The 11,152-nt window shown below is 48.9% G+C and carries 4 protein-coding genes and 1 pseudogene; all 5 read left to right on the top strand.

Going from position 1 to position 11,152, the window contains the following annotated elements; all coding sequences use genetic code 11:
* Positions 1-263: pseudogene (locus EKO24_RS22560) on the top strand (IS982 family transposase); the annotation flags it as partial.
* Between the two features lie 116 nt (positions 264-379).
* Positions 380-1,753 carry a FecR family protein gene (locus EKO24_RS16190; protein WP_127028200.1) on the top strand — a complete coding sequence of 458 codons (1,374 nt, stop codon included), beginning with the start codon at positions 380-382 and terminating at the stop codon, positions 1,751-1,753.
* A complete protein-coding gene (locus tag EKO24_RS16185; RefSeq protein ID WP_127028199.1) occupies positions 1,750-3,654 on the top strand; it encodes a CHASE2 domain-containing protein in 1,905 nt (634 codons plus the stop codon). Before EKO24_RS16190 ends, EKO24_RS16185 begins: the two co-directional genes overlap by 4 nt.
* The gene (locus EKO24_RS16180; RefSeq protein ID WP_143733242.1) at positions 3,651-4,880 is read left to right on the top strand and encodes a hypothetical protein; all 1,230 of its coding nucleotides are present in this window, start codon (positions 3,651-3,653) and stop codon (positions 4,878-4,880) included. The genes EKO24_RS16185 and EKO24_RS16180 overlap by 4 nt, the downstream gene beginning before the upstream one ends.
* A gap of 774 nt (positions 4,881-5,654) precedes the next feature.
* Positions 5,655-10,904: a beta strand repeat-containing protein gene (locus tag EKO24_RS16175; protein ID WP_127028197.1), complete on the top strand. Its 5,250-nt coding sequence runs from the start codon at positions 5,655-5,657 to the stop codon at positions 10,902-10,904.
* The last annotated feature ends 248 nt before the right edge of the window (positions 10,905-11,152 follow it).

Genomic DNA, 11,152 nt, shown 5'->3' with positions numbered 1-11,152 from the left:
TGCAAGAAACGCAAAACCTGACGGTATTAACGCCGGTCAAAAAACAAAAAGGCCAAGCGTATTTGGAACCCCAGGACCAATGGTTATCGACGGCCGTTTCTCGTGTTCGACAACCGATTGAATCCTTATTCAGCTGGATTGAGCAATTAACAGGTATTGAATGCGCGGGCAAGGTTCGCTCATACAATGCATTAATGGTACATGTCTTCGGCAAGTTGGCCGCTGCCTTATTTTTTTGGAATTATTTACGCGTTAGCGCTTAATTCACATTTAAGTTTTATGTCGCGGAGAAATGATTCATCGTCATGCGGTTGTGACTCTGAACACAGCGAAAAAAACGATATTAAGGTGATAATGGAAACTAGTTGAGGTTGTTCCCATGAGAAACAAGATGAATAAGTCAATAGAAGTGTGCTGTTCCTGGGCGCTTTTTTCAGGAAAAAGTCGGTACTCCCGCAGGTCTTGGCTTGTGGGTATGGTCGCTGTTTTACTGGCATTGACCGCAGTCCCTTTATCTGCCGAGGAACAAAATAACCCGGATGAAGTGGGTCAGGTTACGTTGGTCATTGGTCAAGCGTTGGCGCACAATAAAAAGGGCGAGCAGCGATCTTTAAAACGCGGTGATTCGGTCTATGTTGACGAAACCATCGAAACCTCTGCCGGCGGACATGTTCATTTGCGGTTCGTGGACGAAGGCACGGTCAGTTTGCGGCCCAACAGCCGTCTCAGTATCGAGCTTTACCATTACGACAAGCAGCAACCCAAAAACAGCGCGATCCGTTTCAATCTTGAAGCGGGCGTTGTTCGCAGTATTTCCGGAAAAGCCACGCAAGCCGCCCATGACAGGTTTCGGTTAAATACGCCAATTACCGCAATTGGTGTGTTAGGGACGGATTTTGTAGTACGTGCCGAGCCCGAGAAAATGTGGGCCGGAGTCTATTCGGGCGCTATCGCTATCGCGCCGCTCAATACGCAGTGCACTGTCGATGGTCTGGGGGCCTGCGCGGGAGCTACGCAATTATCCGAAGCAATGGGAAGCGTCATGATTGAGTTCAGCGGCGGCAAGGAAAGAGAGAAAATTGTGCCGCTTGATCCGGCGATCATATCGAAAGCGAATAAGTCTGGCAGCGATAGTTCGAAGCAGTCCGAGGATTCTGCTTCGCCTGCTCCTGGGCGTATCAATGCCGCGGAAATAAAAGCCGCTGATGTCGCCTCCAATTTAGATATTGCTCCGCAGGAGCAGCAGTTGCCAAACCCATTTGCCTGGGCGCGCTGGGGTGATCAATTACCTGGAGATGCTATGAGCCAGCCCTATGTTACGGCGCAAGAGGGAAGGAAAATGACTGTCAATAACGGGGTTTTTGCTCTCTTTCGCACTCCATCTGCTTTGGCTGAGGTAGAGCCCAGAGCCGGTATGTATGATTTTAAATTGGCACAAGGGCAGGTTCATTTTGTGGACAATAGAGACCAGGAAAGTTCGCTGGCCAAATTGGATGCTGCGACGCTACAGGTTGATTTTGGGCAGCGCCAGTTTAATACTCACTTGGAAATGAGTCATTCGTTAGGTGGTTCGGCCGTTCTTGATGGGGCCGGAAAGATCGAGAATAACGGCGTTTTTAATTCAGGGAATGTTATAAACGGTAGCGGCGTAGCAGGCGCGATCTCAACGGATGGGGCTTACGCTGGTATGGTTTTCCAGAAAAAAGTTGAAATGGGAACTTTTGTTGGAATTACGGATTGGACAAATAAATGATAATGGACGAATCGCTGCTCAAAAACCGGCTAACGCCATTTTTATTAGCAGTATCGCTGACTTTGGTTGTCAGTGTTTTCTGGGCGGAGCCCTTATCCAACATTGAATCCGCTGTAGGAGATCATCTGTGGCAGCTTATGGGTACCTCCGTCAACCGGGAGCGACGGGTGGTGGTGATCGATATTGATGAGGCCAGTATTGCCCGTTACGGTGCTTGGCCGTGGCCTCGTGAGCGTACGGCGGCGCTATTTAGGGGGTTAACGGAACAGGGGGTTGCTCTGCGCGTTGTTGATATTGCCTTTCCCGATTCAAAGCCCGGAGACGACGAGCTGGCGGCAGAATTGCTGAAAACTCCGACTGTATTGGCTCAGGTATTGGCTATCGGTGCGGATGAGGCGGTGAATATGGGGCGGCTGCAAGGAGCTATATCCTCCGGAGTTTGTCCGGGGCAATTCCCAGTTGCTAACGGCGCAATAGGCAATGCGCCCAATCTTAAATCTTCCGGTGCCGGTCATATTACTCCACGAGTGGCGGCAGATGGTACCATTCGATATTTGCCTGCCATTATTTGTTATCAGGATAAAGGCTATGCCGCCTTGGCACTGGCGGCAATTGCAGAAGGTGCGGGAGTGGCTCCGGAGTTTTCCGTTGTTAACGGTAAGAGAGGGCTGGATCCGGTTGCAATGCTACGTCATTCTCGTTTGCCGGGTTTTTCAGTGCCTATTAATGAGAAGGGCGATATATTGTTGCCGTGGTGGACGTCTAGGGAGAGTATCACCTCCATTTCCGCGAAAGATATTATGGAAGGCAATGTGCCGGCTGGATACTTGAAAGGTGCTTGGGTGTTGTTGGGTGCAACCGCTTTCGGTATGGGCGATACGGTTCCAACGCCGCAGGCGGCGGCAGTTAGTGGCGTCGAAGTTCATGCGCAACTGATGACGGCGCTGTTGGATGGTCGAATACCTTATCAGCCTCGTGGGGCAATGTGGTGGCAAATGGGCTGGATAGCGCTGTCAACTTTGCTGTTATTGGCGGTTACCCATTTTCGGGGTGGGATAATACGAGTCTATGGGCCTGTTTTAACAGGATTGTTATTAATTGGCGTAATTGCTGTTCTGCACGCGGCTTTGCTATGGTTTGCCTGTCTTTGGCTACCCTGGATGTCGGCTGTGTTTTTTATTCTATTGTTGATAACTCTGCTCACTACACAAGGCTATCTAAGTAGTCGCGTAGCGGGCGTCTTACTTTACCGCAATCTTTCCAGCTATTTGCCTGCACATGTAGCTCGGCAGATCGCTCAAGAGGAGCCCGGCAGCACACTCAACGCGCATCACGAGCAGGTTATCGTGCTTTATGCTGACTTAAGAAATTTTTCCGCTTGGTGCGATCAGTTGCCGGCAGAGCAGGCTGGGGCGCTGTTGCATAGCTTCTATACTTTTGCCAGTAAAATTATTCATCAGGAAGGTGGAGTCGTGGAGGAGTACGTTGGTGATGCTGTGATGGGCGTTTGGCGTACTAATAATAGCGACCTGCGACCGCTTAACGCTGCTAAAAGCATTGTTTTGACGGGAGAGCGGTTGTTTGGCGCCGAGACAGGAATCGACGCCTTGCCGCCGTTAGCGATAGGCATTGGCATAGAGCGGGGCGAAGTATTGGTTGGATCGTTTGGGCCGGCTCGGCGCCGGGTTCATGCTTTACTGGGCAGAACCGTTACAACTGCGATACACTTGCAGTCTATGACAGGTGAGCTCTCTCAGCCGATAGTTTGCGGCGAGAATGTTGTAAAGGCTTGGAAAGACGATGTTTCAATGATATCGCTAGGTAATTTTTTATTAAAAGACAGGCAGCAGCCGACAGAGCTGTTTGTGCCGGGGGCGGAGTTAGCGGTAGAGAGCGGGTGAGATTTAAACTGAAAATGATAGCGTTGGCGATTGTCGGTGGCTTTTTCTCAATGAGTGCGGCAAATGCCTGCAATGAAGCCTTAACCAAGGACTCTCTTCAAGCCTGCAGTCAAGATCCCGATTGGTTGGTGCGTTATGCGGCATCGCTTAATGTGAAGAAGCGCTACACAGAGGCAGCCGATCTATTGGAAGGGGTATTGATGCAGTATCCGGATGCTAAGGGGGCGGTAGATCAATATAACAAAGCCTTGGCAGGGTTAGACAATCAGAATAAGCCGCAAATACAACCGATCCAGCCGGATATTCCGCCGCAACAGTGGCAGATCAATACGGGTTTGCAGCTACGAAGCGGATATAGCGATAACCTTAATCAGGCTCCTTCTCAGCCAACCCTTCAGTTAACATTACCGTCAGGGCCTGTCGCTGTTGAGTTGCAATCGCAATTTCGCAAGCAGGCCGGGTTTGGCGTTGAGTCACAGCTGACAGCAAACGCGATGCGAACAATGGCTGACGGATTGCAATGGCAGGTAAGGGGTGAATTCTTCAATCGGGAAACTGAATACGGTGGCTATGCGGATTATCAAGGGGTTAACCTGCTCAGCTCGCTAATGCAGCATGAGGATGATGGCAGGGAAACAGGTGGTGCGCTAGGGTTTAATGTCTTACGTTACGGTGGCGATGTTTATTTATATGCGGGCCAGTTGATGTTGCGTCATACGGCAAAGAAAGGGCAGTACTGCAGGCCGCAAATAGGGGGGGATTTTTTGTGGCAAAGGCAGGATGGAAGACCGTTGCTGGATAGCCGTTATACCGGCCTAATGGCGGGTGTAATCTGCGACACAAAAGTTGGATTGTATAGTGCTGTGGTCAGCGCGGGATGGGACTGGGCAACGAGCGAGCGTCCAGGAGGCGACCAGCAGCGAGGCAAGTTGGAAGTAATCGGAATTTGGCCGACGGATTTCATAAGCCAGGACAGCTTTGTAAAAGCTTATACCAATATCTTCCAAAGCAATGACATGCAAGCTTATAGTCCTTGGCTTGGTAATGGAGCATCAAGATATATAAATCGGATAGGCTTGGGGCTGGATTATGATTGGCCGCTGAGCCTGGTGGCCGATAATTGGCGAGGAGTAGCCAGTGTTAAATGGCAAAATCAAAACAGTAATATCAGCCTATTTGAAATGAATACGATGGAAGGCTGGCTCGGTGTGAGGGTGGCTTGGTAATAAAGTCGTTGTCTTAATGAGTGTGCAAAATAACGTAAGTAAATTGCCAATGGCCGGTAGGGCTTTATCGGCCTTGGTATTATCAAAACGTTTGGGGAGATTTTTATCAAAATGAAGGTTGTTTCGGTATGCGTTGTTTGAAATTTTTGTTTTTATAAAACAATGTATTATGAATAAAATGTAAAGTAAAGAATGCATATTGTTTGCATTTTGCTGAGTTAGATATAAAATTCAAAACGTAGAGTTCTTAATATTTGCAGAGGTAACTTTGCCCCATATGAAAGACAGCTCTTGCAATTGCAAATGGATATTGTGTCGAGTGAACGTGACTTAATCCCTTGTCAGTTTGGGTAGGATTAAAAACTGGGGGAGGCGTCGACCATTCCTGCTAACGAATGAAAATTAAGTAACTTTGAACAAACAAGGGTTCGCTAGGATAAGTGTTCTATTGCTTATCATATTGATATATAGGTTATTTAGTGCCGTTCAACAGACTTGAGGAATGCGTCGAACAAGGTCTTCGGAAAGTAAATGCCAATGCGTGTGCGCACAATCACATCAGTTTGGCATTGCGGTGAAGTAGACTATGTTCCAATCTGGGAATGTTGGATTATTCTTGGGTAACTAAAGCGGCAGGATGCCGGGTTTCTTAAGAGGGACTGTAATGGATCAAGAGCATTAAGAGTTGCAGTGTTTTTGATCGAGTACAGATCCAATCTGATCTCGGCTTTTTGCAGAAAGTTTTTTTCTCAATTTAAATTTAAGGAGCCAAAAATGGCTATTACATTAGTTTCAAATCAGGTGGTTATCGCGCGTAACGCCGGTGCACTTTATGGTGTTGCGGTTGGCACTACAGACATGTCTAGCTATGCTGCGCTGGCAGGCACAAACACTGATGCTTTCTTAAACACTGTGTTCGTCAACAGTGCCAGTGGGCTCACTGCTGAAGCAGTAGCTAGTGCGCTGGTTACCAATTTGGGTATTACCGGTGATGCGGCTGTCACTACAGCGACTAATTATATCGTGGGTCAGTTGAATTCAGTAGCTGTCGCTTCACGTGGTGCTGTCGTTAACAACATCCTCAATCTGTTCTCAGGACTGGAAGGTGATGCGGTTTTCGGTGAGTTTGCAAAAGCATGGAACATCCAAGTTGCAAACGCGGTCGCTTATGCAACTGTGCCTGGCAATGCACAGACTGCTTGGGTAAATATTCCTAACACACCTAATTCAATTTACACATTAACTAACGGTAACGACGTTGCTACTGCGAATATCTTTAATGCCGACCAAGTTTACACTCCAGGCGGCGATAATCGCATCAACTCACTGCAAGACGAAGACAAGTTGACCGGTACCGGCACTAACCCAACTCTGAATGCTACATTGGGTAACGCTAACGATAACGGCGCTACTATCATTACACCAAAGCTAACTGATATTAATACCGTTAATGTTGCGTTTACAGGTTCAGGAGCAACTGCTGTTACTGACCTCGACCTGCAAGACGCTACCGGTCTGACCAACGTTAACATCAGTCGTATCTCGCAAGCAACCGATACCGGTCGTGTTGAGAACATCAAGCAAGTGCTGAGCGGCATGAGTCTTGCCAGCACCAACTCTAACGATAGAGCCGGTGTTGCGGAATTCTCTTTCGGTACAGACGTGCTATTGGGCAACAATACCGCAACCCTGGATTTGAATAACGTTCAAATTACCACGGTAAACATCGGTCGTAACACTTCCGGCGTTGGTTTTAGCGGCGTTGGCACTCAAGGTTATGAAAACCTGACTATCAACAGCGCAGGCACAGCCAATACTATCGGTACTCTGAACCTGCCGATGGACACTGGCACTGCTGGCAAACTCACTATTACTGGCGACAAAAATCTGGTATTGGCCAATGCCGTGCCTGTGGTTAACGCAGCGACTACAACTATTGAGTCTACCCGTTACATCGGCGGAGTTGCGCAAGCTAGCGGCCGCTTATCGGCTGTTGATGCTTCCGGCTTTACCGGCAACCTGACCTTAAACATTGCCAACAATATGTTGTCAGCAGGCAAGGCCGATACTTCCGGCGCGGTGCAAAATGTTACTATTACCGGTGGTTCAGGTACCGATACATTCATCCTGGCTGACGTGGTACAGGCTGGCGACAGCATTACTGGCGGTACAGGTACTGAAACCGATACCCTGATTATTACATCTGCAGGCGTGGTAAATTCTCTGTCTTCGGTTATTAGCAATGTCGAAAACATTGAAGTTAGAGCGACTGCCGGCGGTGCTGTGACAGTTGACTTCGACAAACTGCCGCAAACCACAAAAATTCTGGTTCGCAACGAAGGCGCCGGCAATGTTCTTAATCCAGACGCTCCTGCTGCACGTGCATTGGTTACCAACCTGGATAACCTGACTGCGGCGCAAGCAGCTGTGATAAACACTCAGCACAGCAACACCGGCAGCAACAGTATTCTGAACAATACTATTAACGCCACGTTGAAAACTGCCGCGGGCGCTACCGATCTTGTGTCTCTGACTATTGCGGAAGGCTTGAACGCCGATCCACGTTTCAACCTGATCCTGGGTACTCAAAACGCTGCCGGAGCTACCGGTAACGTTGAAAGCATCACTATTGTCGATAGCGATACAGAGTCCAACACAGTTGCATTGGCCAGTGTTGCTCAACACACAGGTACAATCACTCTGAGCGGTGGTTTGGCAGGTACATTCTTGAACCTGGATACCACTACAGCGGGTGCTAACGGTGGTTTGTATCAATACCAAACAAACGGCGCTGCCGACCTGAACAGCTCTAACGCCGGTGCTACCGTAGGCCGTATTGCCGATTTATCGGGTACAGCGACTCAAGTTCGTTTGACTGCCGCTACAATCAATGCTTCAGCTGAAGCCAGCGATGTCGTTCTTCGCGTTAGCTCCAGCCCGGCAGCTGTTTCCGTTGTTGGCGCTCAAAACATTAGCACAGGTTCAGGAAACGACACTGTTATCTTCGACAACTTGGCCGACACTCGCGCAGGTCTGACTATCTCTGACACCGTTGCTGGTGGCGCAGGTAACAACGATACCCTGGCGATCGACGGTAACGTTGCGATTACGCTGGGCGCTTCTGAGTGGACCAATGTAACCGGTTTCGAAAATATCCGTGTTATCGGCAATGGCGTGGCTGCAAACAACGCCGCTGCTGCGACCAACTCATATAACCTGACTCTGACCAACAACCTGCTGGCTGCCAACAAAGACTCTAACGGCGTTCTGCATATCATTGCCGACAATGACTTGTTCAACGACACTGCTCGCACTGTCGCGCAAGCTGCTGCGGCTACCGTAACAAATGCCGACGGAACGATTGTTGCTGTTGCCAATGACGCCGGTTTGGTTTCCGGCGGTGTTACGATTGATGCCCGCACTCTGAGCGCAGGCAGCAAATGGTCATTCAAAGGTAACGAAGGCGCCGGCCGTTCTGCCGACCGTATCATCTTGTCCGATGCTAACATCGACGGCAATGCGATCATCGATGGCGGTGCAATCGACAATATCACCAACAACATGGGCTTGGCTGCGCCAGTACCTACTGCTATTGCCAATGCCGGTAACGCTGATGTTATCGAAGTTCGTAATGCAGCAGTTGTTTCTCAAGGTGACTTGGCGAACGTCAAGAACATCGGTACGTTGTCTTTCACCAACGATTTGGCTATCACTCAAGTCAGCACATTGCAATTGAATGACGCTATTGTTGATGCGATGGTTGACAGCTTCCAAGCTTCCGTTTCCCGTGCATCTGCTACTGCGGCTAATGTTGAAGTATTGACTGTCAACGCTGTTGATAACGTTAACGTTGCCGCGGCTACGACTGGTCTGGTTATCGAAGCCGGTAGCTTGACCGACAAGTCTGACCTGAACATCACTCTGGGCCGTGGTGCTAACACTGTTACAACCGGCGCCGGTCAAGACCGCGTTGTATTGTTGGGTAACTACACAGCAGGTACTTACGCAGCAGTTGAAAACGGCGTAACTATTAATGCTCAAGCAAACGTTGTTGCCGGTCTTCCAGCGGGTGCCCGCGTAGTGACTGATACAATCAACCTGGGTGCCGGTACCGATACCTTGGTGACTTACGGTGCGATCAACTTGGCTGGCGCTACGCTGACCGGCGTTGAAGCTATCGTGGCTAACTCGGCTGTGGTAATTACTACCTCCCAATGGGCTCAGATTGTTGCTAACCGCGCTGCGCTGGCTCTGACTGCTGGTCCGATTATTACTTTCAGTGGCAACAGCACTCACCAGTTGACTATCGTTGATGACAATGCAGGCGCAAGCAACATTGATCTGTCTTTGATCTCTCTGACTGGCGGCAGCTTGACTTATGACTTTACTCTGGCTTCAGGCGCAGGTACAGCTGGCTCTATCACAACGTCAAGCGCTGTGAACGACACCAGTACTACGGGTGACGCTGCTCCTGGTACTGTTGGTACCAATCCAACCAACAATGCAGTGCTGACTACTGCTATTGTCAATCTGACTGCTGGCGGCACCTTCTCTGGTACTGCGGGCGTTAATGACATTTTTACCGGCAATATCGCCAGCCTTGTTGGAACTACTGTAACTGGTACTGCTGCTGATGTTGAAGCGCTGACTATTACCGATGCAGGTGTGGTTACTGTTCCTGCGACCATTACTAATATTGATGTGATCAATTTGGCAAATGGTACTAACACGCTGACTTTTGCTGGAATTATCAACACTGCAACACCTACAAAAGTAACTGTGAACGGTGGAACAGGTGCTGATGCAGTAACATTAGGTGCTGTAGGTGGCGCTGCTACGCAAACTGCTGCTGACAGTGCTGTTGCGTTGGGAGCGGGTGCGGATACCTTGACGTTGTCAGGAACTCGTACCGGTGCTTTAGACGGTGGTGCTGATTCGGATACAATCACTCTGACAGCTGCTTCTGATTTGTCAGGCGCAACCATTTCCGCTTTTGAAATCATGAATGGTAACTTTACTGTTAGCTTGACTCCTGCTCAGTTCGCTGCTTTGGCTGTTACCAATACTGCCGCAGTGACTTTGACAGCAGCTTCAACCACAATCACTGGGCAAACAACAGCTCCAGTTATGGTCCTGGCTAATGGTACAAACACAGTTAATGCAGCAGGTACAGCCAACTTCAACATCACAGGCGGCACTGGTGTAGATACCTTTAATTTCGGTACTGCACTGACAGCTAATGATACAGTTGCTGGTGGAACTGGAAGCGATATTTTGACCGCGACTGGTGCAGGTACAGGTTCTGCTAACATTACTGCGGTAGAAACTGTCCAGTTGAACTTTGCTACAGCTGCAACTTTCACAACAGGTGCAATGGCTCCAGGTGCTGCTTCTACAATTACAGCTGCGGGATCGACTGCTGCTGTAACATTAGATGCTTCCGCTTATGTTGCTACTACATCCGTTACCATTATTGACGGTGCTGGAAATGACTCCTTAACAGTAGGCGGCGGTACTGACGCTCAACGTGCATTGACAACGGTAACTTTGTCGACAGGTGGTGCTGATACTATCACTTTAGCAAACGGAGCATTCAACGGAACGACAACTAATTCTGTTACTATCAACAACTTCACTCAAGCGATAGGTGCCCAGCAAGATAAAATTGCTGGATTAGGTATAACTACATATCAAACACTTGCAGCTGCTGGTGGTGTTACTGCGGCTAATAGTTTGGTTGAGGTTGAGGTTGCTGCTGGTGCAGTTAGTACGTTTGATGCGGGTGATGCTGGAGTTGTTGAAGCGGCGCTTGATACAGCTATGTCTACCTATGGTGGTGCAGATGGTTCTTCGTTCTACACTCTTGTTTATGGCACAGGTGCAAACAGTGGTAAGGCTGGTCTTTATCAAGTTAACGTTACTACTGCAGCAACTGGTATCACAGCAGGAAACATTGCAGTTGAATTAGTAGGTACGTTCAACGGCATTACTAATGATGCGTTTGTTACTTCAAACTTCATTTAATGCTGTAGCCGGGTAGGGTGGGCACATGCTGTTTGTGTTCGCGCGCTTACACATAACTTGTGTTTAACGACGGCTTTGGGTCACGGATGACCTGAAATAACCGCTCATTCCTTCGGGGATGGGCGGTTTTTTTATGCCCGATGGTTTTGATGGCTTGTCTTGTCGATAATGGCGGTTATGTTAAATTCGCCGCTGATGCTATAGCGTGACTGGCGGGTTGCCATGTTAAAATTATCAGCATTGAATAA

Source organism: Candidatus Methylobacter oryzae (assembly GCF_003994235.2).
GTDB classification, from domain to species: Bacteria; Pseudomonadota; Gammaproteobacteria; order Methylococcales; family Methylomonadaceae; genus Methylobacter_A; species Methylobacter_A oryzae.
The sequence above is the reverse complement of the archived record's forward strand: the minus strand, read 5'-3'. Positions and strand labels throughout refer to the sequence as shown.